The organism is Streptosporangium sp. NPDC087985 (assembly GCF_044741965.1).
Lineage (GTDB): Bacteria > Actinomycetota > Actinomycetes > Streptosporangiales > Streptosporangiaceae > Streptosporangium.
On sequence record NZ_JBIUTQ010000012.1, the window covers coordinates 61077 to 85041 of the forward strand.

Here is a 23965-nt window from a genome sequence, read left to right on the forward strand (position 1 = left end):
CAGCACCGCGCACCGCTAGCCCCATGTTGACCAGCCCCAGCCATCACCTAGTTCGTCATCCGTCTCAAGGACCGCGACGCGGCGACCTCGACCGTCGAAGGCGTGCACGTCGGCATCGACCCCGGCAGCAAGCACACCGGCCTGGCCGTGTTCACCCCGCGCGGCGCAAGCCGGAGGGGAACGTACGCGATCCAGCTCGACCACCGAGGCGCAGCGATCCGAGACAAGCTCACCACGCGGGCCGCGCTGCGCCGGGGCCGCCGGTCACGCAACCTGCGCTACCGCGCGCCCCGGTTCAACAACCGGACCAAGCCGAAGGGATGGCTCGCGCCGTCGCTGCGCCACCGCGTCGACACGACCCTGTCGTGGATGTCACGGCTCACCCGGTGGGCGCCGGTGCGGGCCGTGCACGTGGAGCGGGTCGCGTTCGACACCCACAGCATGTCGGCGGGCCGGCCGCTGAAAGGGGCGGAGTACCAGCAGGGCACCCTCGCCGGGTACGAGGTCCGCGAATACCTGCTCGCCACATGGGGGCGCAGGTGCGCCTACTGCGGCGCGACGGACACGCCGCTCAACCTCGACCACCTCCACCCCCGCAGCCGGGGCGGCTCCGACCGGATCAGCAACCTCACCTTGGCCTGCATCCGGTGTAACCAGGCCAAGAACGCCACCCCGATTGAAGCGTTCCTCACGGGCAGGCCCGCCCTGCTGGCGAAGATCCTCCGGCAGGCGAAGGCTCCGTTGCGCGATGCCGCCGCCGTCAACGCGACCCGGTGGGCGCTGTGGCGGGCCCTGGAGGCGACCGGCCTGCCCGTTCACCCCGCCTCGGGCGGCCGTACGAAGTGGAACCGGTCCCGCACCGGCGCCGCCAAGTCGCACACGTTGGACGCGTTGCACGTCGGCGAACTGGAGACCGTGACCGCCTGGCCGTCGACGGTCCTGGTGGTCAAGGCGACCGGGCGTGGCACCTAATGCCGTACCCGTACCGACCGCTACGGTTTTCCCCGGCTGCGGCTGCCCCGGACCAAGCAGGTCAAGGGGTTCGCCACGGGTGATCTGGTCCGCGCCGTCGTGCCCTCAGGTAAGAGAACGGGTGTCCATCTCGGCCGCGTCGCGGTCCGCAGCACCGGCAGTTTCAACATCGCCACCCGGCACGGCCTCGTGCAGGGTATCCACCACCGCCATGTCCAGCTGCCCCAGCGAGCCGACGGCTACGGCTACACCACCGCGAAGGAGACGGCCATGCAGCACCGTTCCGCGTTTCCTCCCGGCCCTGAAGGACCGGGTCTCCACGCTGGAGATAACCGATGAAGCATCCAGCCGGGCACATCACACCTGCCCGTTCTGGATGTGACGCGGTGCCATTCTCATAAATGGGGGGGTAGTTCTGAGAGACCGCGGCCCCCGCCGGACCGTGTCCACAAGATGAAGCGCCTCGGCCGCGGCGCCACCGAGCTACTGACCATCGCCGAGGACCTGCGGCGCCACGACATCCAGCTCGAACTCCTCACCAGCCTCCTCCCTGGTCCAGGACGTCGTCTACCCCGCCGCCGGCGGTCACGGGGTGATCGTGAACCTGCTGCGCTTGCCCCTGCCACAGCCTCGGGGTTCCAGTGGGGCTGGGCGCACGTACGGAGGTGGGGTGTGCCTCACCTTGTTTTGGGATGCCTCGGCCATGTCGCCAGGCCAGTCGTGATCTCTACGGTGAGCGCATGACAAACCAAACGAAACGGCCGGTCAGACCGGCGCCGGTCCGCTCCGCATATCGGGTGAAGATCTTGCCGGTCGCCCTGTCGGCCCTGTCCGCGCTCCTGGGCTTGGCCGTACTGCCGGTAGCGGCCCAGGCCGCGCCGACTCTCACCTGGAGGGCCTGCCCTTCCGGCCAGGGCCCGGCGGAGATGGAATGCGCCGCGATCGAGGTGCCGGTGGACTGGTCCGCGCCGGGCAAAACCACGATCAAGCTGGACCTCGCTCGGCTGCCCGCCACCGATCCGGCACTCCGCCTCGGCAGCGTTCTCGTCGTGCCCGACGGCGGTCCGGGGATCCAAGGCGTTCTTTCCTCGGCCCCGGAGTCGTTCACGAAGTTGCGCCAGCACTCCGATGTCGTCAGCTACAACCCGCGCACCAGCGCGGCAGGACGCTATCTGCCGCCCTCCTGCCAGGTTCCCGGGCTGCCTCTCAACGACCCGCGTGACCGCGCCGCGTACGAGGCCCAGGCCGCCGGCCTGGGACGCCTGGTCGATCGGTGCCGCCAGGACGACACGACCGGTCTGGCCGACCACCTGGACTCGGACTCGGTGGCCAGGGACATGGAGGCGATCCGAATCGCCCTCGGCCAGGACAGGTTCAACATGCTGGCCTTCTCCTACGGCGGGGTTCCGGCCGCCGCGTACGCGCGGCTTTACCCAGGACACATCCGTTCCATGGTTTTCGACAGCACGCCTGACGCGACGGTGGGCTGGCGCGGTATGGAACGCGCGCAACTGCACGCTACCGAGGCGGCGTTCAAGCGCTTCACCACCTGGTGCGCCGGTGACGACGCGTGCGCCCTGCGGGGGCTGAACGTGCGTAAGCTCTGGCGCGAGCTGATCAAGGGCGTCGGCCACAGGCCCGTCACGTACGCTTCCGCCCGGCTGGGCGAGATCAGACTGACCGATTTGCACCTCAAGGCGCTGGCCCGGCTGGTCCTTCCCATTCCGGAGAAGGCACCGGAGTTCGCCGGCGCGCTGCTCAAGGCGGGCAAGGGCGACTTCGCCTGGTTCGGCGAGCAGGTCCTGGGCATCTCCGCGAGCTGGAGTTCGCCGGGCGCGGTGGCGACCCGATGCCCGGATGGCCTCGTCAGACTGGGGTATGAGGCGCTGGTCAGCGACCGCCGTTACAGCGAGCGGATCTCCCGCGACTTCGGCGGCGGGGTCGGCACCGGCCTGGAGGCCCTGGCCTGCTCCGGCTGGCGGCACCGGCCGGTGAACCCGCCGCGCCCCCTGCCGGTCGGCCTGCCTCCGGTACTGGGACTTGGCGGCGACCGAGACTTTCCGGTCACCGAGCTCCTGGTGAGCAAGATCCCAGGCTCGGTCACCGTCCGCTACGACGGCCCCGTCCACGTCGTCTACCTACGGGCGAAGAACCCGTGCGTGACCGGGTACGCCGACCGGTATCTGACGGAGCTGACGTTGGCCCCCGCAGGCACCCTCTGCTCACCCCGGTAGTGATGACACGGCAGAAAAGACGCCCATACGCTGCTCCCGCTCGGGTCGCGGTCCGGGAAAAGGTGGGGTTTGCCGCACCTTTTCTGGAATATCCAGGTTATGTCGGTCGAGCCGTACCCGTCTCTAAGGTGGGCGCATGACCACTCCCTGGGACCGGATTCGCGGCCACTGGTCGTCGCCGACCTGGCTCCGTACCATCCACGTGACGACGGGCGTCCCGATCGCGTTCATCTCGACGGGAGCGATCTTGGGGCTGGGCGCGCTGTCGATAGTGCTGGCGTGGACGGTCGTCGTCCCCCTGGTCGCGCTGCTGATCCTCACCCGGATGGTGCCGCTGCTCACCTGGCTGCAGCGCTCCCGGTTCGCCGCCTTCCTCGACCTGGACATCCCCCCGCCGCCGCGTCTCCCCTGGGACGGGAGCCCGCTCAGGCGGCTCCTCCTGCAGGCGCGATCAGGCAGCCTGTGGCGGCAGGTCGCCTATCACCTGGCGGTCGCACCGCTGATCGGCGGAGTGGGGTTCCTCAGCGGGGTCGTGTCGTGGTCGGCGTGCCTGGTCGCGGCCGTCATCACCGTGCAGGTGCAGGTGGCCGGAGGCGGCTGGACCACCGCACTGCCCGCGGCGGCCGCGCTCGCGCTGTTCGTGGTGGTGCCCTGGCTGCTTCGGGGGATTACCGCGCTCGACGTGGTCGCGGCGCGCGTGCTGCTCGGTCCCAGCGTGAAAGACGAGCTGGCCCGGCGGGTGGAGACGCTGCGGGAGAGCCGGGCGGAGGTGGTCGAGGCGGCCGACGCGGAACGCCGCCGGATCGAACGCGATCTGCACGACGGCACACAGCAGCGGCTCGTGTCGCTCGCCCTGAACCTCGGCATGGCCCGTGCCACCTTCACCGACCTGCCCGAGCCCGCCCGCCAGATGATCGCGCGGTCGCACGAGGAGGCCAAGCAGGCGTTGAAGGAACTGCGCGACGTCGTTCGGGGGCTGCACCCGGCCGTACTCAACGACCAGGGCCTGGACGCGGCGCTGTCCGGTGTCGCGGCGCGCGCCCCCTTCCCCGTACGGCTCAGCGTCGACGTGCCGGAACGCGCCTCTCCCGTGATCGAGGCGGTGGCGTTCTTCGTCGTCTCTGAAGCGCTCACCAACGTCGCCAAGCACGCGCGGGCCTCCGGGGTCGACGTCACCGTGCGCCGCGACGGTGACGTGCTCCGCCTCGTCGTACGCGACAACGGCCAAGGGGGCGCCGATCCCGCCAGGGGATCGGGCCTGCGCGGCCTCGCGCAGCGGACGGGGTCGGTCGACGGGACCCTGCGCATCGACAGCCCGAGCGGCGGTCCGACGACGATAGAGGTGGAGCTGCCGTGCGCGTAGTGCTCGCCGAGGACTCCGTCCTCCTCAGAGAGGGCCTCGTCTGGGTCCTCGGATCCGCTGGCATCGAGGTCGTCGCCGCGGTGGCCGACGCCGAAGGGCTGCTGCGGGCGGTGGACGACCACGAGCCCGATCTCGTCGTCACGGACGTGCGGATGCCGCCGTCACACACCGACGAGGGACTGCGCGCGGCGCTGCTGCTGCGGCATCGGCGGCCGGAGCTGCCCATCCTCGTGCTCTCGCAGTACGTCGAGGAACGCTACGCGACCCGGCTGCTGTCCACGGCGACGACCGGCATCGGATACCTGCTCAAGGACCGGGTGGCCGACGTCGCCGAGTTCCTGGACTCGCTGCGGCGGGTCGCCGTGGGCGGCACCGCCCTGGACCCCGAGGTGGTCGCCCAGCTGCTGCTGCGCCGGCACAGCGATCCGCTGGACCTACTGACCCGCAGGGAGTACGAGGTGCTCGCGCTGATCGCGGAGGGACGGTCCAACGCCGGCATCGCCGAGGCCCTCGTGGTCTCCGAAAGTGCGGTCGGCAAGCACATCAACAACATCTTCGCCAAGCTCGGGCTCTCCGGCGCAGAGAAGGACCACCGGCGGGTGCTGGCCGTACTGCGATTCCTGAAGGTTTGAGAGGCGACATGATGCGGAGAGCGGCTCGGACCGTATGGATCGTCGGCGGCGCGGCGCTGACCGTGTCCGCGGTGCTGTCGATGGCGCTGGCGGCGTGGACGCAGATCCGCGTTCCCCACGGCTACGACTTCTCCTTCCCCGGCTCCTACCAGTCGTCGCTCCTCGATCAGAGCGCGACCGAGACGAGGACCGTGACGTACGCCGTCACCACGCCCCAGATCATCGTGGACGTGCGGGGCAGGGTCGACGTGCGGGTCGCTCCGGGCGTCCCCGGACGCCTCTCCGTCAAGCGGGAGACCACCTGGCACGGCGGGCCGCCCTCGATGAGCGAGACCTGGGAGTCGGGCAAGACGTTGCGTGTCGAAGTGACCTGCCCGGGAGAGCTGGGGCGGGTGGATCCCGACTGCCGCACTGTCTACACCGTGAGCACACCACCCGGCGTCGGCGTGCTGGTGACGACACTCGACTGGACCATGCCGTGCCCGCCGACCCCAGCGGAGGTGACCTGCGGCCCCACGTCACGCGATCCGTCATAGGCGGGTCCAGCCGCTTGTCCTTATACGTCGCGTGCCCGGAGCAGCAGTCCGCCGCCCAGGAGTGCCGCGGTGGCCCATGCGGCCAGTACGCCCAGGCCGGCCCATGGGCTGAGGGGCAGGTTGGACAGATGGGTGGTCGCTTGGATGGCGAGCCCGGCGTTCATCGGTGAGATCTGCCACAGGAGCTTGGCGACGTCCGCGTCAGGGACCACGAGGATGATGGCCGGGAAGAGGTAGAGCAGACCGAGGACGACGCTGATGGCGGTCGCGGAGTCCCGTACGGCGGTGGCGATGCCCAGGCTGAACAGGGTGATCAGCGCGAGGTAGAGGACCGAGCCGAAGGCGGCGCGCAGCATCGGCCCGCTGGTGAGGGCCGGCAGTTCAGGGGCGAAGCCGTTGTCGAGCAGGATGCGCCGCCCGGCCAGCGCGGATGCGAGCACGGCGACGCTCCCCGCGGCCAGCGTCAGCCCGGTGAGGATGACGGCCTTGGCGGCCAAAACGCTGATCCGTCCCGGCATCGCCGCCAAGGTGGTGCGGATCATGCCAGTGCTGAACTCACCGCTGATCGCCAGTACGGCCAGAATGGCGACGACCGCTTGGCCCGCCTGGATCCCGAAGAGGCTGATCCTGGCGGGGTCGTAGCCGCAGCCGGCCGAGGTACAGGACACGACGGCGGCTGCCGCGACGCTCACGGTGACGGTCAGCGTGACGAGAGCGAGCAGGAGCCAGCCGGTCCCTGCCAACGTGCGGAGTTTCGTCCATTCCGCGTGCACGTGCTGTCTCATGCGTCCCTCCGGCGTAGCTGGACGACGGCCAGGCCGAGGGCGAGCGCGGCGTAGCCGGCCAGCACGGCGAAACCGGCCCACGGCGCCAGCGGGTAGAAGCCGGAGATGGGCGCGTAGTGACCAAGCACGTGGGCGTACTCCGGGATGCTCTGCTGGATCGCGAAGCCGGCGGCCGGGGTGACGCGCAGCAGCCACCGCGCCGCGGTGTCGGGCAGGACGGAGGTGGTCGCGAGGACGTACGGGACCACGATCAGCACGATGGCGGTGACGACCGCCCCGACGCTGCGCCGGAACAGGGCGCCGAGGGCGAGGGCGAGCACGGCGGCGACGGCGAGCAGTGCCGCCGTGCCGACGACGACCCGCACCTCGGTGAGCCAGGACACCGGAAGGATGAAGTTGCCGTTGGCGCGCAAGATCTGGGTACCGAACGTGAGCGTGATCGAGGTGGCGGCGAGTCCGGCGACGAAGGTGACCGTGCCGATCGTGAGGGCTTTGGCCACCAGCATCCGGCCGCGGTGCGGGATGGCGATCAGGGTGGTACGGATGAGCCCGCGCCGGTATTCGGCGGTGATGAACATCACCGCCACCACGATCACCACGATCAGCCCGGTCAATACGCCCGTGAGGGTGCGCTCGACGGTCTGGCCCTCCATGGACGGGGCGATGTCGCCGACTCCGGTGACGCTGAACGTGCCGTCGGATACGCTGGCGCGGCCCGGGTGGTGGGACGACCCGTCGGGCGCTTTCGTGACGCCTATGTCGTCGTTGCGCCACGCGCCGCCGGGCATCTCGCCCTCCAGGCCGACCCGGTCGAAGACGGCTGTGACCTCGGTGAAACGCGCTGCCGAGATGGACCCGCCGAGATCTCCCTGCGTCACCGTCAGATCGCCGGGGGAGGTGGCGAACAGCCCGATCTCGACCGTGGCCGGCAGCCCCGGCAGGCGAGCGGTGCCGACCTCGGCCCAGTTGGTGCCGTCGGGGGACTCATACCCGGTGAGGGCGTCGCCGGAGCGGGTCAGTCGCAGCCAGCGCGGGGAGTCCTCCGACACGCCGCCCGGACGGCCGGCCACATCCTGGGTGAAGTTGTGCTGCATTCGCACCCCGTGCGCGCCGGTGACCATCACCGCCGCATAGGCCGAACCCTGCTTGGTGCTGTGCTTGACCATGACTCCGGCCTTCGCCCACGGCACGACTCCGGGAACGAGGTTCCGAACCCCCGGGGTGACGTCGGGCTTGCGGATCTGGCCGGTCATGGAGGTCACCCGGGCGGTGATGCTGCCGTTCCCGGCCAGCGTCCGATGCACGAAGTAGAACTTGTCTTCCACTGCTTCGCCGCCCGGCCCCACGGGAACCGCTGGACAGGCGGTCTCGGTGGGACCGCTGGTGCACGAGGTATGGCTGCCTGAGGCGGACGACAGGCCGAGCAGTACGATGACCAGCGCTCCCGCGATCATGGCGATCACCCAGCCACGGACAGTCCTGAACTTGGCCCACTCGGCACGCAGCAGCCGGGCCGGGCCACCGGATCCAGAGCGGTTCACGGTGGTGGTCATCGCGCCGTCCCCCGGAATTCGACCGCGTCCCTGGTGAGCCCCAGGTACGCCTCCTCCAGCGTCGCGCGGTGGGCGGCGACCTCAGAGAACGGCACCGCGTTGGCGGTGAGCAGTGCCACGATGTGCTCGGCCGGCAGCCCGGAGACGATGAGCGTGTCGCGTTCGGTGACGGTCACGGTAGCGCCCGCGTGAGCCAGCGCCGACATCGCGTGCTCGTGTGCCGTCGTGCGCAGCGTGACGCGGCCGTTGGAGGTGGCGGCGATCAGGTCGGCCACGCTGGTGTCGGTGATGACCCGGCCGCGGCCGACCACCACGAGATGGTCGGCGGCATCTTGCAACTCGCTCATGAGGTGACTGGAGACCAGCACGGTGCGTCCTTCGGCGGCCCGCGAGCGCAGGAAGCCGCGGATCCACACGATGCCTTCGGGGTCGAGGCCGTTGACCGGTTCGTCCAGCATGAGCACCGGCGGGTCGCCGAGCAGCGCCGCGGCGATCCCGAGCCGCTGGCGCATGCCCAGCGAGAAGCCACCCGCCTTGCGCCGGGCGGCCGAGGTCAGCCCGACCTGCTCGAGCACCTCATCCACCCGCCTGCCACTCAGACCTTGGGAGTGGGCCAGCCACAGTAGATGGTTGCGCGCGCTGCGGCTGGGCTGCAGCGCGGCGGCGTCCAGCAGCGCGCCGATGTGGCGCAGGGGGTTGCGCAGGCTGGTGTACGGCCGCCCGCCGACCAGCGCGTGGCCCTCGTTGGCCGCGTCCAGGCCGAGGATCACCCGCATGGTGGTGGACTTGCCCGCACCGTTGGGCCCGACGAACCCGGTGACCTGCCCCGGCTGGACGGTGAAGGACATGCCGTCCAGCGCCAGGGTCTGGCCGAACCGCTTGCGCAGCCCGGACACTTCGATGATTGCTTGCATGCGTTCGGTTGTACGGAAAAGGCCCTAACACGGGCCGAACGGAGGCTGTCATATCGCTGTTAGGTCCGGCACGGCATCCTGGAACCCATGAGAAAGTGGCGACGCCGGGCGCGTACTGTACGACTGCGCTTCACCGTTCTGTACGGTGTCATGTTCCTGCTGTCCGGCGTCGGACTGCTGGCCATCACCAACCTCGTGGGTCTCGGAGGGACGCGGGTCGCCCAACCCGCGACCCCCGGGACTCCGCCGGTCGAGCCGACCACGCTCACCGCCGCCTTTGATCGCATCGCATGGCTCCAGGCCCAGCTGTCGGACACGCACGCGGCCCAGTCGCGCCAGCTCCTGATCGGCTCGGCGGTGGCACTCGCGGTCATGGGCGTGGTGTCGGTCGTACTGGGCCGGGTCATCGCGGGCCGGGTGCTGCGCCCGCTGCGGATGATCACTACGGCCGCCCGGCGGATCTCCGCCGACAACCTGCACGAGCGGCTGGCCGTGCAGGGCCCGGCCGACGAGGTCAAGGATCTTGCCGATACCATCGATGAACTGCTGGAACGGCTGGAGGGCTCGTTCGCCGCGCAGCGCCGGTTCGTGGCCAACGCCTCCCATGAGCTCCGCACTCCGCTGGCCACCATGCGCGCGTCCCTGGACGTGGCCTTGGCCAAGCCGGAGCCCGTACCGGCGCAGACCGCCGCGCTGGCCGACCGGCTCCGCACCGAGCTCGACCAGGTCGACCGGCTACTCGAGGGCTTCCTCATGCTCACCCGCACCCAGCACGGCGCCCTGGCCGACCGTACGACACTGTCGCTCAGCCGTCTTGCGACCGCCGCCCTGAACGCCCGGACCACCGACATCGCCGCCAAGAGCCTCACCATTCACTCCGGCTCCATCCACTCCTTGGGCACCGCCGACGACAGCGCGTGGACGCAGGGAAACAGGACACTCCTCACCCGTATGATCGACAACGTCATCGACAACGCCATCACCCATAACCACCAAGGCGGTTGGATCCGCCTCGCCGCCACCACCGACGGCACGACGGCTCGGCTCGTCGTCGAGACCGGCGGGCGCATTTTCGACCAGGAGCAGGTCGATCGGCTGGCCCAGCCCTTCCAGCGACTCGGCGCCGACCGCACCCGCTCCGACAACGGCTCCGGGCTCGGCCTGTCGATCGTCGCGGCCATCGCCGCCGCGCACGGCGGCGCCCTCGACCTGCGGGCACGGCCAGAAGGCGGCCTCCGAGTCGCCGTCTCGCTGCCCTTGGCGGCCATGCCGGCGAAGGTTCCGGCATGAGAGTGCTCGTGGTCGAGGACGCCCGCTCCCTCGCCGACGTACTCGTCGAAGGTCTGAGCGATCAGGGCATGGCCACGGACGTGGCGTACGACGGCCTGGAAGCCGCCGCCAAACTCGACCTCAACGCCTACGACGTGGTCGTTCTCGACCGCGACCTACCGGGCATCCACGGCGACACGCTCTGCCAGATGATCACTGACTGCGATGACCGCGTCATGGTCCTGATGCTGACCGCCGCCGACTCGCCCGTCGACCGGGTCGCAGGCCTGACCCTGGGGGCCGACGACTACCTGGCCAAGCCCTTCCACTTCCCGGAGCTGGTGCTGCGCATCCGCTCCCTGGCCCGCCGCCAGCCCTCCGCCCGACCCCGTACGCTGCGCGCGGCCGGCGTCGAGCTCGACCCGCTGCGCCGCACAGCCACCCGCGACGGCCGTCACCTGGACCTGTCGGTCAAGGAGTTTGCCCTCCTCGAAGCCCTCCTCCGCGCCGTCCCCGCCTTCCTCAGCGCCGAGGACCTGCTCGAACAGGTATGGGACGAGCACGCGAACCCCCTGACCAACACCGTCACGGTCACCGTCGGCCGCCTCCGCCGCAAACTCGGCGAGCCCTCAGCCATCACCACCACGCCCGGGGTGGGATACCGGATCACGGCCCCCGATCTTCGCGGAGATCCGTGATCTGATCACCCGGCTGGCGCGGGAGAATCCGCGATGAGGAATCGACAATAGATCATGACAAAGCCCCCGGCCGCCGGGGCTCTGTCATGTGCGCACTCATCGCGTGGTGAAGGCACCGCCGTTGACGTGGATGGTCTGCTCCGCGATGTGCCGCGCGCCGGGCGAGGCCAGGAACCAGACCATCTCGGCGATGTCGTACGGTCAGAGACAGGAGTAGGCCCGTGTGGAGAGACATGGTCCGCCGGTCAGAGCGGTCTGGGCGCGGGCAGGGTGATCCTGTCGACGGCCTCGCGGCGTCGTCGCTCGGGACGCCGGTCGTAGCGGGCCGTGGTGGCGGGGGAGGAGTGGCCGACGAGAGCCTGGGCCGTGGCAAGGTCCACGCCGGCGTCGAGCAGCTCACCGATGAAGGTGCGCCGGAAGTCGTGCGGGGTGCGGGGCATGGCTCCCGCCTCGGCCAGCCGCCTGGTCAGGATGTCGGCGATCGCCTGCCCCGTCATGGCGGCGGGGCCACCGTCCCTGACCCGTAGCCGCCCGTATCTGCCGATGGGGGAGAACAGCGCTCCCGCCGGACGGCCCCGTACGGCCAGCCAGCGCTCCAACCGGCTGACGGCCTCGGCGGTGAGATAGACCATCCGCTCCTTGTCGCGCTTGCCGCGCACCCGCAGCGAGCGGGCCCCGGGGTCGTAGTCGGCCAGGGCCATTCCGGCGATCTCGGCGCGGCGGCAGCCGGTGGAGTAGAGCACCGCCAGCAGGGCGGCGTCGCGGACTCCGGCGGGGGAGTCATCGCCGTCGCAGGCGGCCAGCGCGGCGCCCACGACCTCCGGTGGGACATGCTGCCCGGTGGGCAGGCGGGTGTGCTCCACGGTCGGCAGGTCGGCGGCGCGCTGGTACTCCTCGGCGGTCATCTGGCCGAGCCGCCAGGCCTCGCGCAGCACCCTGCGCAGCGCGACCAGATGCTTGTTGACGTAGGCGGGGGACCAGCCGCGCTCGGTCATCAGGGCGCGGATGCGTACGGTGTGCTCGTAGCGGAGGAGGTGCCAGGGCTGGCCCGCCCCGGAGGTGACCTCGTCACCGGAGACGAGGGCGGCCAGGCGGTCCAGGCAGCCGCGCATGGTGCGGCGGGACTCCGCGCTGGACAGGGAGTCGAGATATACCCGGTAGGGGTCCCGGGCGGGCTCGACGGCGGTGCGGGGTGGCTCGGATACGGCTGGCAGACTCACCCCGCTGACCCTATCCTCTCTTATAAATCTACATTGTAAAGGCGCTGGCTCGCGTCAAAAATCATCACAGAAGATCCAAAAACCAGACGAGGGCGGGGCAGAATCACCTCATGGCGGACGGGCGAGTGACAGCGGTGAGCCGTAGCGGTACACACACCTTCAGCAAGCCCCGTGAGGCGGCCATCCGGCTGCTGGCGGGGCTCGGCGTCGAAGGCGACGCGCATCTCGGAGTGACGGTCAAGCACCGGAGCCGGGTGGCCCGGGACCCGGCCCAGCCCAACCTGCGCCAGGTCCACCTGATCCACGCCGAGCTGGAGGCGGCAGGGTTCCGGGTGGCCGCGGGCGAGCTGGGGGAGAACGTCACCACCCGGGGCGTTGACCTGCTCGCTCTGCCGGTAGGGGCGCTGCTGCGGCTGGGGGATGAGGCGGTCGTCGAGATCACGGGGCTGCGTAACCCGTGTCTGCAGATCGACGCCTTCCGGCCGGGGTTGTTGAAGCAGGTGGTGAGCCGGAACGAGGCCGGTGAGATGGTCCGCAGGGCCGGGGTGATGGGGGTGGTAGCGGCCGGTGGTGAGGTGCGGCCAGGCGATGCGATCGAGGTGGAGCTGCCGCCGCCGCCGCACCGGCCGCTGGACCGGGTCTAGCCTTGGCGGATCCTTGTCGCCAGGGACGGCGCGGTGTGATTGGGTGGGCGCAATGGACATCTCATCGCGGGTTTCGGCCTATCTTCGCGCCTATGACGAGCAGCTCCGGGGCAGGCCGATGCCTGGCCGTACGGCCGAGAGGGTCGGGCCGGTGCTGCGGGTGGTGTCTGACGGGCTCGGGCAGGGGTTTCTGCTCTATCGGGATCTGGGCGGTCTGGGCGGCGCGGAGCTGGATGCGTTCATCGCGGGTCAGCGTGACTTCTTCACTGAGATCGGCCGGCCGGTGGAGTGGAAGTATCACGGCGACGATCTGCCGGTGGACCTGCCTGAGCGGCTGGTCGCTGCAGGGTTCGAGGCCGAGCAGCGGGAGACCGTCATGGTGGGTGAGGCGGCGGGGTTGGCCGTGATTCCCGTGTTGCCGGAGGGGGTGCGGTTGCGGGAGGTGGCTGGGCGGGCCGACCTTGAGCGGATCCGGGAGATGGAGGAGACGGTCTGGGAGGCTGACCGTAGCTGGCTGCCCGATCTGCTGGAGCGGGATATCGCCGGGCCCGGGGATCCGTGTGCGGTGGTGCTGGCGGAGGCCGGTGAGCGGGTGGTGTGTGCGGCGTGGATGCGGTTTCACGAGGGTACGGACTTCGTCTCGCTGTGGGGTGGCTCGACGCTGAAGGAGTGGCGGGGGCTGGGTGTCTATCGGGCGATGGTGGCCTATCGGGCGGGACTGGCGGTGGAGCGGGGGTTCCGGCTGGTGCAGGTGGACGCCTCCGATGACAGCCTGCCGATTCTGGCCAGGCTGGGTCTGGAGGCGGTCGTGACGACGATGCCCTATGTGTGGGTGCCGCCGACCGTCTGACCAGGGATGGCGGCCGTACGGTGAAAAGGGGTTGCCCGGAGATCAGGGCGGTCTCTAACGTCTACGGCATGTGCATGTGCTTCGGCTTTTCCATGATTGGTCTTGTGGTGCGTCCCCGCGGTGGCCGGGCTCTGGCCCGCTAGGGACGCTCTTTCTTTTCTTCTTCATGCGTCCCTGATGCGTGTGCCCAGGGCCTCCGAGACCTGTTCATCTCGGACCCGAAAGGGCGACAGCTGTGGCGCAGTTCTTCGCGCATGGAAATTATTCGCATACCCAGAAGCGGGTCGGGAACGGCGGCGGTCGTGGTGACCGTGACCGGGCCAGGCGTGTCTTCTCGCAGAACTTCATGATCGATCCGTATGTCGTGAGCCAGGTGGTCGAGGCCGCCGGGCCGCACGAGCTGGTTTTGGAGCCGGGTGGGGGAGAGGGTGTTCTCACCTGTGCTCTGGCCGAGACGTGTAAGGAGGTCGTCACTTATGAGATCGACCCGCTGCTGGCGGGCAGGCTCGCCTCCCGTACCCGCGGTGCGGGCCGGATCACGGTGGTGAGGGGGGATTTCCTCAGGGCTCGCGTTCCGGTCGAGCCGTTCGCGGTTGTCGGGAACATCCCTTACGCGATCACATCCAAGATCGTGTCCTGGTGTCTGCGTGCGCCCGCGCTGACCTCGGCGACGCTGGTCACCCAGCTGGAGTATGCGCGTAAACGTACCGGTGACTTCGGGCGTTGGAGCCTACTGACCGTGCTGACCTGGCCGGAGTATTCCTGGAAGCTGCTGGAGCGCGTCGATAGGCGGAGTTTCCGCCCGGTTCCGGCGGTCGACTCGGCGATTCTGAGCATCGAGCGGCGCCCTGCGGCGCTGCTGGGTGTGGGGTCGCGGGCTGGCTACCGCGCGTTCGTCGAGTACGGTTTCGCCGGGCGGGGTGGTTCGCTGCACGCCTCGCTGAGGAGGCGGTATCCGGTCCGGGGGGTGGATGTGGCGTTCGAGGCGGCGGGGGTGGGATCTGGCACGGTGGTGGCGTTCGTCCATCCCGAGCAGTGGTTGATCCTGTTTGACCGTCTCCATTCTGGGGAGTGGTCGCGTCGATGACGTGGGGGTGCCCGTGCCCGGTCTCTGGCGACCGGGTGCGGGCACCTGGGGTCTCAGCGGGTGTCGCCGTCCGGGCTGGGCACTCCGGGCCTTGTGAGGCGTTCGGGATTGACGATCTTGTCGTAGGTGTCCTCCGCTATGCCGCATTGGAGTGCGGCGTCCTTGAGCGCCAGGCCCTTGTCGAGCGCGTAGTGGGCGATGCGGGCGGCCTGGTCGTAGCCGACGACGGGGCTGAGCGCGGTCACCATCATGATCGAGTGGTCGATGTTGTGGTGCAGCGTCTCGGTGTTGAGCTTGGCCCCTTCAACGAGGTACTTGCGGAAGTGGTCCATCATGTCGGCTAGGATCCGCGCCGAGTGCAGGACGTTGTTGATGATGATCGGGCGGAAGGCGTTCAGCTCGAAGTTGCCTTCGGCGCCGGCTATCGAGACGGCGGTGTCGTTGCCGGCCACCTGGACGGCGACCATCAGCATGGCTTCGGCCTGGGTGGGGTTGACCTTGCCTGGCATGATCGAGGAGCCGGGCTCGTTGGCCGGTAGGATCAGCTCGCGCAGGCCGGTACGCGGCCCGGAGCCGAGCCAGCGCAGGTCGTTGGCGAACTTGAACAGCGGCACGGCCAGGACGCGTAGCGCCGCCGAAGCCCGTACGAGGTGGTCGCAGGAGGCCTGGGCCGCGAACTTGTTGGGCGCGCTGGTGAAGGGGCGTCCGGTGAGTTCGGCGATCTGCTTGGCCACCTCGTCGCCGAACTCCGGCGGCGCGTTCAGCCCGGTGCCGACCGCGGTGCCGCCGATGGCCAGCCGGTACAGCCCGGTACGGGTGCGCTGGAGGTGGTCGATGGCGTCGCCGAGTTGGGCGGCGTAGCCGGACCACTCCTGACCGACGGTCAGCGGGGTGGCGTCCTCGAGGTGGGTACGCCCGATCTTGACGATGTGCTCCCACTGCCGGCTCTTGGCCTCGGCGCTGTCGCGCAGCCGGGCTGCGGCGGGCAGCACGTGGTCGTCGATGGCCTTGGTGGCGGCGATGTGCATGGCGGTGATGAAGGTGTCGTTGGACGACTGGCCCATGTTGACGTGGTCGTTGGGGTGGATGGGGTCCTTGCTGCCCAGTCGTCCGCCGAGGAGCTGGATGGCCCGGTTGGAGATCACCTCGTTGACGTTCATGTTGGACTGGGTGCCCGAGCCGGTCTGCCAGACGTACAGCGGGAACTCGCTGTCCAGCTCGCCGTGGATGACCTCGTCGGAGACCCGGCTGATCAGATCGGCTTTCCATTGGGGTAGCCGGCCGGCGCGGGCGTTGATGATCGCGGCGGCCTTCTTGATGTAGCCGTAGGCGTGGTAAACGGCCTTGGGCATGCGGTCGTCGCCGATGTCGAAGTGGATCAGCGACCGCTGGGTCTGGGCGCCCCAGTAGTGCTCGGCCGGCACCTCCACCTCGCCGAGCGAGTCGCTCTCCGTCCGCGTGCCGGTGGCCTGCAGCCCGATCGGCAGGTCGCGGATGTGGGGTGCGCTCATTGTCCGTTCCCGTGGATTGGGCGGTAGGTGGGCTGCCACATGGCTTCTTGCACCTGCTGGACGGTGTTGCGCAGGGTGGTGCGGGCCAGGTGCTCCTCGGCGGCCTGGTTGGCGACGGCGACGGCGACCGTGGCGGAGACCTCTCGCAGGTTGTCCACCTGGGGCAGCAGGGACGCACCCGGCGCCGAGACGTCGACCATGCCGCCGACGGCGTCGGCCGCGGCCTGGAACATGCCGGGGCTGACCCGGCGGGCCCGCGCGACCACCACGCCCAGCCCGAGGCCGGGGTAGAGCAGGGCGTTGTTGGCCTGGGCGATGGTGTAGGTGACGCCGTTGTACGTGATCGGCTCGACCGGGATACCGGTGGCGATCAAGGCCCGGCCGTCGGTCCAGTGGATCAGGTCGGCGGGCATGGCCTCGATCCGCTCGGTCGGGTTGGAGATCGGGAAGATGATCGGACGGTCCACGCCCGCCGCCATCGTGCGCACGATCTTCTCGGTGAACGCGCCGTGGGCGGTGGAGGTGCCCAGCAGCATGGTCGGCTTGACACGCTCGACGACCTCGGCCAGCGAGATGCCGTGTTTGTCCCGGGGCCAGTCGGCGATCTCGTCCCGCAGGCGGGCGTAGGGCTGCTGGAAGTCACGCAGGTCCGTCATGTCATCGATGAGCAGGCCCTGCTTGTCGATCGGCCAGATCCTTCGTGTCGCGGTGTCGTGGTCCAGTCCGTCGCGGACCATCGCGTCGCGTAGCTGGTCGGCGATGCCGATGCCGGCGGTGCCCGCGCCGAAGATGACGATCCGCTGCTCGCGCATCGGGGTCCCGGACACCTTGACGGCGCTGAGCATGGCGGCCAGTACGATCGCGCCGGTGCCCTGCATGTCGTCGTTGAAGGTGCAGATCTGGCCGGTGTACTTCTCCAGGATCCGCCGGGCGTTGGACGGCCCGAAGTCCTCCCAGTGCAGTAGGGCGCCGGGGAACATCCGCTTGGCCGTGGTGACGTAGGCGTCGATGAAGTCGTCGTAGCGCTGCCCCCGCACCCGCGCGTGCCGGTTGCCGACATAGGCTGGGTCGTTCAACAGGGCCTCGTTGTCGGTGCCCACGTCCAGGGCGACCGGAATGACCCGGCCGGGGGCGATGCCCGCGGCCGCCGTGTAAACGGCCAGCTTGCCGGCCGCGATGCCGGCGCCACCGCCCACCCCCCAATCGCCAATGCCCAGGATCTCCTCGGCGTCGGAGGCCACGATCAAATCGACGTCGTCCGGGCCCAGCCCGACGTTCTTGAACGCCCGCTCGATCCCGCCGATGTTGTCGATGGACAGGTACACGCCCCTGGGGCGGCGGTACTCATGGCTGTAGAGCTTGATCGCCTCCGCGACGGTCGGGTCGTACACGATGGGCAGCATCTCGCGCAGATGATCACTCAGAAGCCGGTAGTACAGCACCTCATTGTGATCCCGCAGCGCCTCCAGGTAGACGTTCTTGAGCAGGTCGGTCGGCTGCGCCCGGTACTGCACGTACATCCGCCTCACCTGTTCATCCAGTGTCTCCACCACCGGCGGAAGCAGACCTTCCAGTCCCAGCTCGGCCCGCTCCTGCGAGGAGAACGCCGTACCCTTGTTCAGCAGTGGCTCTGTCAGCACCGCCTGGCCCCTCAGGGACGTCACATAACTCCCGTCCGGCTGCTCGGCGAACATGAAGCTCACCAGATCCGGCTTCCTCTTCCCAGGTGACATCGTCGTCATCCCCCTACCGAGCACGGCGCCAGGGGAACCCAGCGCCCGTTCAACGGCGAAATACCCCTCCTGCGGACGCTTCCCCGGCCAGGGGTGTGGACACCCAGCCGCGGCTCCCGACTGTCCCTAATCCTCACAAAGGAATGAACGGGCTGCCTGGCCGCCCTCGACCGACAATCGGCTACACCTCCGAGAAGGGCTCTCCCTCGGCGGCTGTCTGGTTGGCGGCGTCGGTGATGTCGCAGGCGGTGGAGTAGAGGCCACTCCGTGGAATTGGCTGTTTTGTTCTCGGCGTGGGGGCAGGAGGCTTCTCTGTATGGTCTCTGTCAGTGCGGTGGTCAGCATCGCGGTAATCGCTTTGGGGATGGTCCTCACCCCGGGCCCCAACATGATCTATCTGATCTCCCGGTCGGTGACCCAGGGGCGCGGGGCCGGGCTGGTCTCGCTGGCGGGGGTCGTCACGGGTTTCCTGGTGTATCTGGTGGCGACGGCGGCGGGCATCGCGACGGTCTTCGCCGTGGTGCCCGCCGTCTACACCGCGATCAAGTTCGCCGGCGCGGCCTATCTGCTGTGGCTGGCGTGGAAGACGGTCCGGCCGGGTGCGCGGTCGGCTTTCGCGCCCGGTGTGCTGCCGGTGGACCCGCCCCGCCGACTTTTCTCCATGGGGCTGGTCACCAGCCTCCTCAACCCCAAGATCGCCATCTTGTACGTGTCGTTGCTTCCGCAGTTCGTTGATCCGGAACGCGGGGGCGTTGCCGCGCAGGGTCTCGTTCTCGGGCTGACCCAGATCGTCATCGCCCTGTCGATCAACGGAATGATCGTGCTGTCGGCGGGGTCGATCGCGGCGTTCCTGGGCCGGCGGCCGCTCTGGACGCGTGTGCAGCGCTATCTGATGGGCGCGGCGCTGGCCGGGTTCGCGCTGCGCATCGCCACCGACCGTTCCCGTGCTGTGATCACGGCGTGACCGTGGTGTGGGGGTCCGGCCTGCTGGGCTTAGCGGTGGCCGTGGACGCCGACGGAGCCTGTCCGGCTAAGGGAGCCGGGCCGGAGGCCTGGTCCTGCTGGGTCGCGGGAGAGTTCCTCGGCGACCAGTCCGGTGCCGATTCCCAGGAGCCAGACGTCTTTGGCGATGCCGATGCCTTCTTCGGTGGGACGTAGGCTGCCCTGCTTTCGCAGGCCAGGCGTCCGCAGGTAGATGCCGATCAGGCCCCCGGCGAAAGCGGTGAGCGCGGCGCCCGCCAGTAGTGAGGGCACCAGAGGGATCAACAGGGCCGCGCCGACGGCGATCTGTCCTGTGGCGACCCATCGGGTGAACTTCTCCGGATCCAGGTCCTTCAGGAACGGGTAGGCCGTCGAGGCCATCCCATGGATGCCGGCCGCGCTCTGCCTGGCGGAGGCCGCCATGGTCAGCCCCGAGTTCAGGATGAAGGCGCCGGTGGCGAGCCGGGCGGGAAGCTGATGGGGGCGGGCCAGGATCCGCATGAGTCCTCACAGTGGTCGATGGGGCCGCAACCACGCTCCTTCCCTCCGTTTCCAGAGGTCATCCGCCTGCTGATCGTTTCTTGAACGTGGCCGGGCCCGTCATGGTCTGTTGACTGCGCCCACCTGTGCTTATTCGGTAGGAAGACGGGAATTGAACGGATGACTGGTCGGCGTCGGTCGGCTGAACGTCGGCTCTGGGTGACGGCGGGGGGGTGCCGGCTGTCGCTTCGGTGCCACTGGCAGACCCCGTTTTCGCCGGGAGGAGATCGGGATGTCTGTGTCCGCAGGACTCGGCGGGTCCGCACGGTCACGGGGCCGGGGGGGAGGGGCCGGTGGCCAGGGCCGAGGGTGATTTTCCGTTTTACAATGCTCTTGACCATGGGCTCACCGGTGATGGGGTCACCAATGACCAGCCGGCGCTGGCGGAGCTGGTTGACCGGCTCGGGGCTGCCTGTGCCGCCGATGGCCGGGCGCGGGTCGTCTACTGTCCGGCCGGGGTGTACTCGATCCGGGACGTGGGCACGGTGTGGAGGAGCGGGGTGTCCCTCGTGGGCGCCGGGCCGGGGGCGACCCGGTTCGTCCTGTCCAACTCCGGCAACCTCACCGATCCGACCCCGCTGGCCTTCTTCACCGCCCTGCAGCATGGCGCCGGCCCCGGCAACCATCTCGCCGACTGTACCTTCGCCAACTTCGAGATCGATGGCTCGGGGGTCGTGCTGGAGCAGTACGACGTGCTCGCCAAGGGGTTGGGCCTGCAGTATGTGCTCCGGGGCCGTTTCCGTGGCCTGTACATCCATCACACCGCGGCCTCGGGCTTTGGCTGCGACTTCCTGCAGGATTCGGTGGTGGAGAGCGTCATCGCCTTCGGCTGCGGGCGGCTCGACAGTGGCGAGCAGATGGGCGGCGCCGGTCTGGGTATCGGGATCGGCGGCTGGGGCGGGGTCGAGCGTCTGACCATCACCGGCTGCACCGCCGTCGGCAACGGCACCAACGGCATCTTCCTGGAGCTGCAGGACCGCGGGTGGGTCTCGCCCCGTGGTATCCGCATCACCAACTGCCACACCGAGAACAACAGGTACGGCATCTCCGACTGGGGCGCTGACGGGCTGGTCGTCGCCGCCTGCACCATGATCGGCAACCAGGTGGCCGGGTTCGACGTCTCGGGCCTGGGAACGACGTCGGTCGCCGGTAGGGGCGGTGTCGTCACCGGCTGTCTCATCGACGGCAACGTCCGCGACGGCATCAGCATCGGTAACACTCCGGGCCGGTACACCATTCAGGGTAACCGGGTCAGCCGTAACGGCCGCTACGGCTACCGGCAGCACAACCTGCCCGGCGGTCCCGCGCACGCCTCTGTCGAGATGGTCTTGGACGGCAACGACATCTGGGGCAACGCCCTCGACGGCATCCGGGTCGACGGCGCCCTCATCGACGCGGTGCTGCTCGACAACCGGGTCCGTAACAACGGCGTCCGGGCGGCGCCGGCGGCCTCCGGCCACGGCGACACCGTTACCTACACCGCCACGTCCCTGACCGACGCCGCGGCGGCCTGGCCTGCTGACGGACACCGCGGCAAGATCCTCACCGTGGGTGTCCGCACGGCGCTCGTCATAACCAACTCCGCCACCGAACTTCTCCTGGCTCCCTTCCGGCCTGGCGTGACGACGGCCTGGATCGGTGAACCGCCCGAGGCGGGCTCCGCCTACAGTCTGCCCGGCCCTCCCGCCGTCCGGGCGGGTATCGGCCTGAACGCGCTGACCCTCGGCGTCACGATCCGCGGCAACCGCATCTGGGACAACCAGGACCCCAAGACGCAGACTCATGGTCTGTGGATCACAGAGGGCGGCAGCTGCGAGTCGGGCCGGGTGGAGGACAATGATGTGACGGGCAACGCCGTCGCGGCCGTCTGTTTCGACACCGCCCCCTGCGGGGGGCACTGGGACCGCAACCACGGCCTGGCCTCCGGCCCCTGAACCGGGGGTGTCTTTGAGCGGGCGGTGTCACCAGGGCGCCTCGGGGAAGGAAACGGAAGACGCGGGCCGGTGGGCGGTGAGGTCGAAGGTCCCTGCGTGCCACGTCCAAAGACCCTGGTCGCGCGGGGTGTGCGGCACGGACCGTGAAAAGTGTGTACATCGGCGGCAGGAGGTGGCCCGATGCGTTCCTTTATCCGCTGGGCGATACGCTGCCTGTATCTTCACCGGTTTGACGGTAATCCGTTGCGCAGGCGTTCGGACCGGCTCGACACGGTGATCGTTCTGGCGAGTCTGGTGCTCTTCGTCGCCTGCCTGTGGCCGGTGGCCGCGCTCAGCCGGCAGGTCTACGTCACCGGTCTGCGTGCCGAGCTCTCCGGGCTTGGGCACCGGCAGCCGGTCGTGGCCGTGGTGGTGGACCCGGCGCACGGCGCGGGGTGGTGGCCGCGGACGGTACGGTGGACCACCGCGCAGGGCGGTTCACGCACGGGGAAGGTGGTGCTCTCGCCGAGCACGCCGGCTGGTTCCCAGACCCGGATCTGGGTCGACGGTGCCGGAAAGCCCACGGCGCCTCCGCAGACCCATGTCAAGACGGTCACCGACACCGCGGTCGCGGCGATCACGGTCACGGGCGGGGTCGCGACGGTCCTGTTGCTGTGTGTCGCCGGCGCGCGGGGACTGCTGAACCGGCACCGTGACGCCGAGTGGGAGCGGGCTTGGGCCCTGGCCGATCAGCGGTGGCGCCGGCCGCGGCAGACCTGAGCACTACCGGCGGTCCCGGCGCCGCCGACCTGATGGAAGCGGTCCGGATTTTGAAGGAGCTCGACCGGGTCGGCGGCCGAAAGGTTTCCGTGCACGCTCCGACGTCGTCTGTGCCGTCCCGGTACGCCGACCCGGGCACCTGCCTGTTTACCCCGGAGCAGCGGGCCTTGGCGCTGTCGGATGGTGTGATTACCGGCGTCGGGTGGCGCGCACGACGGCATCGTGGAGGGGGACCGCTCGGCCCCCGTGGCCGGTGAGCGTGCGGAGGTGCTCTTCAGCGGTGACGATCTCCCACTCCATGCCGTCCATGCGCGCGGTGATGGCCGCGGAGGTGGCCGACGCTTCGGCAGGAGGGTGGTGCCCGTGGCCGGTGGAGCCCGGGGTGTGCAGGTGCCCCACGATGAGCAGCGTGCCGCCGGGAGCCACCCATCCGGCGATGCGGTCGTAGAACTCCAGCTGGGGCATCGCCGGGTGGGCGTAGTGGGTCATGACCAGGTCGAACTGCTCGCCCGGGCTCCAGACGCTCAGATCCGCCTCAACCCACCGCAAGCGCCCGGGGGCCCCGCTCGTCGCCGCACGCTCGGCAGCGCGAGCAAGGGCCTCGGACGAGATGTCGGCTGCGGTGACGTGCCAGCCGTGGGAGGCAAGCCAGATCGCCTCGGCACCGCCGCCGCACCCCGCATCCAGTGCCGTGCCCGGTGTCAGGCCGCTGGTCTCACGAGCGAGGTACGGGTTCGGCGGGTTGCCGCCCATGGATCCGGGGCCCTCCGCTCGCCCCTGTTGCCAGTGCCGCTCCCAGAAGCCCTTGTCGAATCCGTGCGTCATAGGTCGTCCTCCTCGTTCGCGATGATCTCTGCGCCGTAGCCGGTGACCTCGTCGCGGCCACGTGCCAACAGCTCCGCCGGGCTCACCTGCGCCGACAGATCGTGCACCCCCTTTGCGGGTGCGTTCCTCGGTTCGTTCTTCATGGTGCTGATAGAGAAGGCGGATGTGCAAACCTCGTTGCCAAATAGCAAAATGGAGGGGTGGATGAAGCCATTGACCGCACTCTTGACGCTGTCGGACCGAGGTTGAAACGCCTTCGGCTGCATCGTGACGTCACGCTCGCCGACCTCGCGGAGGAGACCGGCATCTCCACCAGCACCTTGTCCCGGCTTGAGGCGGGCCTGCGACGTCCCACGCTTGAGCAGCTGCTTCCGCTTGCTCGCGCCTACGGGGTCACACTCGACGAGCTCGTCGATGCGCCGCCGACCGGTGACCCCCGCATCAATCTGCGTCCCATCCCCTGCAGCGACGGCTCGGTCATCCTGCCGCTGACCCGTAGGCCAGGAGGAATCCAGGCCTACAAGTTCGTCCTCCCGACCGGAAGCGACGACGCCGAGCCCGACCTGCGCACCCACGAGGGCTACGACTGGGTCTATGTCCTCAACGGAACGCTCCGCCTTGTACTTGGGGAACACGACCTCATCCTCAAGCCCGGGGAGGCCGCGGAGTTCGACACGCGCACCCCCCATTGGTTCGGGGCCACCGGCGCTGGTCCCGTCGAGTACCTGAGTCTCATCGGGAAACAAGGCGAACGCGCGCACGTCCGTGCAGCACCGAGACCCGGGGGTCGTTGCCGCCTGCCCGGCTGAGGTCGTTATTTTCCGGTCAGAGTCTTGAAGGCCGGGGAGCGTGTCAAATGTGCCATGAACCATACAGGGACACAGGCATCAGCGCAGGTCAGGGCAGACTCCGTTGCTGAGCCCAC

The 23965-nt window shown here is 69.3% G+C and carries 23 protein-coding genes; 14 read left to right on the forward strand and 9 right to left on the reverse strand.

All coding sequences use genetic code 11. The annotated features are described in order from the left end of the window. The first annotated feature begins 57 nt into the window (after positions 1 to 57). The 5 genes from iscB (at position 58) to ACIN94_RS21480 (ending at position 5737) form a co-directional block, all read left to right on the forward strand. A complete protein-coding gene (gene iscB / locus ACIN94_RS21460; RefSeq protein ID WP_400708828.1) occupies positions 58 to 972 on the forward strand; it encodes an RNA-guided endonuclease IscB in 915 nt (304 codons plus the stop codon). Between the two features lie 740 nt (positions 973 to 1712). Beyond that, positions 1713 to 3206 (forward strand): alpha/beta fold hydrolase, encoded by a 1494-nt coding sequence (locus ACIN94_RS21465; RefSeq protein ID WP_400708589.1) that lies wholly within the window; start codon positions 1713 to 1715, stop codon positions 3204 to 3206. 136 nt (positions 3207 to 3342) lie between these two features. Continuing rightward, entirely contained in the window at positions 3343 to 4569 is a 1227-nt protein-coding gene (locus tag ACIN94_RS21470) for a histidine kinase (RefSeq protein ID WP_400708591.1), read from the forward strand. Beyond that, positions 4560 to 5201, forward strand: a complete 642-nt coding sequence (locus ACIN94_RS21475) for a response regulator (RefSeq protein ID WP_400708593.1) — start codon at positions 4560 to 4562, stop codon at positions 5199 to 5201. Before ACIN94_RS21470 ends, ACIN94_RS21475 begins: the two co-directional genes overlap by 10 nt. Before the next feature lie 8 nt (positions 5202 to 5209). Next, positions 5210 to 5737 (forward strand): hypothetical protein, encoded by a 528-nt coding sequence (locus ACIN94_RS21480; RefSeq protein ID WP_400708595.1) that lies wholly within the window; start codon positions 5210 to 5212, stop codon positions 5735 to 5737. A gap of 20 nt (positions 5738 to 5757) precedes the next feature. Here the strand turns inward: ACIN94_RS21480 and ACIN94_RS21485 are convergent, their stop codons facing one another. Genes ACIN94_RS21485 through ACIN94_RS21495 form a run of 3 tightly spaced genes read right to left on the reverse strand, consistent with a single transcriptional unit; the run spans position 5758 to position 8989 of the window. Then, positions 5758 to 6522 carry an ABC transporter permease gene (locus tag ACIN94_RS21485; RefSeq protein WP_400708597.1) on the reverse strand — a complete coding sequence of 255 codons (765 nt, stop codon included), beginning with the start codon at positions 6520 to 6522 and terminating at the stop codon, positions 5758 to 5760. Then, positions 6519 to 8075, reverse strand: a complete 1557-nt coding sequence (locus ACIN94_RS21490) for a hypothetical protein (protein ID WP_400708599.1) — start codon at positions 8073 to 8075, stop codon at positions 6519 to 6521. The genes ACIN94_RS21485 and ACIN94_RS21490 overlap by 4 nt, the downstream gene beginning before the upstream one ends. Then, a complete protein-coding gene (locus tag ACIN94_RS21495) occupies positions 8072 to 8989 on the reverse strand; it encodes an ATP-binding cassette domain-containing protein (RefSeq protein WP_400708601.1) in 918 nt (305 codons plus the stop codon). The genes ACIN94_RS21490 and ACIN94_RS21495 overlap by 4 nt, the downstream gene beginning before the upstream one ends. Positions 8990 to 9076: 87 nt before the next feature. Between ACIN94_RS21495 and ACIN94_RS21500 the strand changes: the two genes are divergently transcribed. Together ACIN94_RS21500 and ACIN94_RS21505 are read left to right on the forward strand one after the other, a co-directional pair. Further along, complete coding sequence (locus ACIN94_RS21500) at positions 9077 to 10279, forward strand: sensor histidine kinase (protein ID WP_400708603.1); 1203 nt, start codon at positions 9077 to 9079, stop codon at positions 10277 to 10279. Beyond that, the gene (locus tag ACIN94_RS21505) at positions 10276 to 10956 is read left to right on the forward strand and encodes a response regulator transcription factor (protein ID WP_400708605.1); all 681 of its coding nucleotides are present in this window, start codon (positions 10276 to 10278) and stop codon (positions 10954 to 10956) included. Before ACIN94_RS21500 ends, ACIN94_RS21505 begins: the two co-directional genes overlap by 4 nt. Positions 10957 to 11201: 245 nt before the next feature. On the opposite strand, the gene ACIN94_RS21510 is transcribed toward ACIN94_RS21505, so the two are convergent. Continuing rightward, a complete protein-coding gene (locus ACIN94_RS21510; protein ID WP_400708607.1) occupies positions 11202 to 12176 on the reverse strand; it encodes a tyrosine-type recombinase/integrase in 975 nt (324 codons plus the stop codon). A gap of 110 nt (positions 12177 to 12286) precedes the next feature. On the opposite strand from ACIN94_RS21510, the gene ACIN94_RS21515 reads away from it, so the two are divergent. From ACIN94_RS21515 to erm, 3 genes are all read left to right on the forward strand, one after another. After that, entirely contained in the window at positions 12287 to 12820 is a 534-nt protein-coding gene (locus ACIN94_RS21515) for an MOSC domain-containing protein (protein WP_400708609.1), read from the forward strand. Positions 12821 to 12872: 52 nt separating this feature from the next. Continuing rightward, a complete protein-coding gene (locus tag ACIN94_RS21520) occupies positions 12873 to 13670 on the forward strand; it encodes a GNAT family N-acetyltransferase (protein WP_400708611.1) in 798 nt (265 codons plus the stop codon). 235 nt (positions 13671 to 13905) lie between these two features. Continuing rightward, positions 13906 to 14757, forward strand: coding sequence for an ErmE/ErmH/ErmO/ErmR family 23S rRNA (adenine(2058)-N(6))-methyltransferase (gene erm / locus ACIN94_RS21525; protein WP_400708613.1), 852 nt, complete (start codon positions 13906 to 13908; stop codon positions 14755 to 14757). Between the two features lie 53 nt (positions 14758 to 14810). On the opposite strand, the gene fumC is transcribed toward erm, so the two are convergent. Both fumC and ACIN94_RS21535 read right to left on the reverse strand, forming a co-directional pair. Then, entirely contained in the window at positions 14811 to 16268 is a 1458-nt protein-coding gene (gene fumC / locus ACIN94_RS21530; protein WP_400708615.1) for a class II fumarate hydratase, read from the reverse strand. After that, positions 16265 to 18001 (reverse strand): NAD-dependent malic enzyme, encoded by a 1737-nt coding sequence (locus tag ACIN94_RS21535; RefSeq protein WP_400708617.1) that lies wholly within the window; start codon positions 17999 to 18001, stop codon positions 16265 to 16267. Before ACIN94_RS21535 ends, fumC begins: the two co-directional genes overlap by 4 nt. A gap of 316 nt (positions 18002 to 18317) precedes the next feature. On the opposite strand from ACIN94_RS21535, the gene ACIN94_RS21540 reads away from it, so the two are divergent. Beyond that, complete coding sequence (locus tag ACIN94_RS21540; protein WP_400708619.1) at positions 18318 to 18965, forward strand: LysE family translocator; 648 nt, start codon at positions 18318 to 18320, stop codon at positions 18963 to 18965. A gap of 29 nt (positions 18966 to 18994) precedes the next feature. Here the strand turns inward: ACIN94_RS21540 and ACIN94_RS21545 are convergent, their stop codons facing one another. Continuing rightward, positions 18995 to 19483 (reverse strand): hypothetical protein, encoded by a 489-nt coding sequence (locus ACIN94_RS21545; protein ID WP_400708621.1) that lies wholly within the window; start codon positions 19481 to 19483, stop codon positions 18995 to 18997. A gap of 332 nt (positions 19484 to 19815) precedes the next feature. Here ACIN94_RS21545 and ACIN94_RS21550 point away from each other — a divergent pair, with 332 nt between their 5' ends. Beyond that, entirely contained in the window at positions 19816 to 21456 is a 1641-nt protein-coding gene (locus ACIN94_RS21550; protein ID WP_400708623.1) for a right-handed parallel beta-helix repeat-containing protein, read from the forward strand. A 243-nt stretch (positions 21457 to 21699) separates the two neighbouring features. Continuing rightward, entirely contained in the window at positions 21700 to 22215 is a 516-nt protein-coding gene (locus ACIN94_RS21555; RefSeq protein ID WP_400708625.1) for a hypothetical protein, read from the forward strand. 189 nt (positions 22216 to 22404) lie between these two features. Here the strand turns inward: ACIN94_RS21555 and ACIN94_RS21560 are convergent, their stop codons facing one another. Both ACIN94_RS21560 and ACIN94_RS21565 read right to left on the reverse strand, forming a co-directional pair. Then, positions 22405 to 23040, reverse strand: a complete 636-nt coding sequence (locus ACIN94_RS21560; protein WP_400708627.1) for a class I SAM-dependent methyltransferase — start codon at positions 23038 to 23040, stop codon at positions 22405 to 22407. Beyond that, positions 23037 to 23183, reverse strand: coding sequence for a hypothetical protein (locus ACIN94_RS21565; RefSeq protein WP_400708629.1), 147 nt, complete (start codon positions 23181 to 23183; stop codon positions 23037 to 23039). The genes ACIN94_RS21560 and ACIN94_RS21565 overlap by 4 nt, the downstream gene beginning before the upstream one ends. Positions 23184 to 23285: 102 nt before the next feature. Here ACIN94_RS21565 and ACIN94_RS21570 point away from each other — a divergent pair, with 102 nt between their 5' ends. Further along, positions 23286 to 23849 carry a helix-turn-helix domain-containing protein gene (locus ACIN94_RS21570; protein WP_400708631.1) on the forward strand — a complete coding sequence of 188 codons (564 nt, stop codon included), beginning with the start codon at positions 23286 to 23288 and terminating at the stop codon, positions 23847 to 23849. Positions 23850 to 23965 lie beyond the last annotated feature (116 nt).